The 506-nt window shown below is 61.1% G+C and carries 1 protein-coding gene; it reads right to left on the reverse strand.

Going from position 1 to position 506, the window contains the following annotated elements:
* Positions 1 to 59 precede the first annotated feature (59 nt).
* On the reverse strand, positions 60 to 506 hold a 447-nt coding region (locus Q5Y75_RS28410; protein ID WP_306203661.1), incomplete at its 5' end, for a transposase.

Genomic DNA, 506 nt, shown 5'->3' on the forward strand with positions numbered 1-506 from the left:
GGACAGGCGTTGTTGCGTAATTTACGCTTGAGGCGTGATGGCCCCTTTCCCCGCTGATGTCATGCCACACGAGTGAATTCGGCGGTGCCGAGTGCATTGAAGCGGTTCCGGAGAGCGATGCGGATATGGATTTCGGCAGTTTGTCGGTCGGGGTCTCTCGCTGCGATGCGCTCGCCGAATGCCTTGAGGCACCGCATCCACCGCCCGGCAGTGCTTTGGTCGCAAACCATGAGAGGGCTCGCCTCGATCCGGCTCTGAGCGTGATATTCTGTCCAGCGTTTCCAGAACGCCCGACCGTAGTGCCGGGTGGCGCGCAGTGTTTCGTTCCTGACCCGAGCAGCCGAGCAGTCTTCCTTCCATGGTCGACCATTGCTGCGGATCGGAATGATCGGGGCGGCGTCACGCTCGATGATGGCGCTGTAACAGCGGCGCGTGTCGTAAGCGCCGTCCGCGGTCACGGTGCCGATCTCGTCATCCGTCGGAATCTGGTCGAGTAAATCAGTTAG

This window comes from Ruegeria discodermiae (assembly GCF_030758345.1).
Lineage (GTDB): Bacteria > Pseudomonadota > Alphaproteobacteria > Rhodobacterales > Rhodobacteraceae > Ruegeria_C.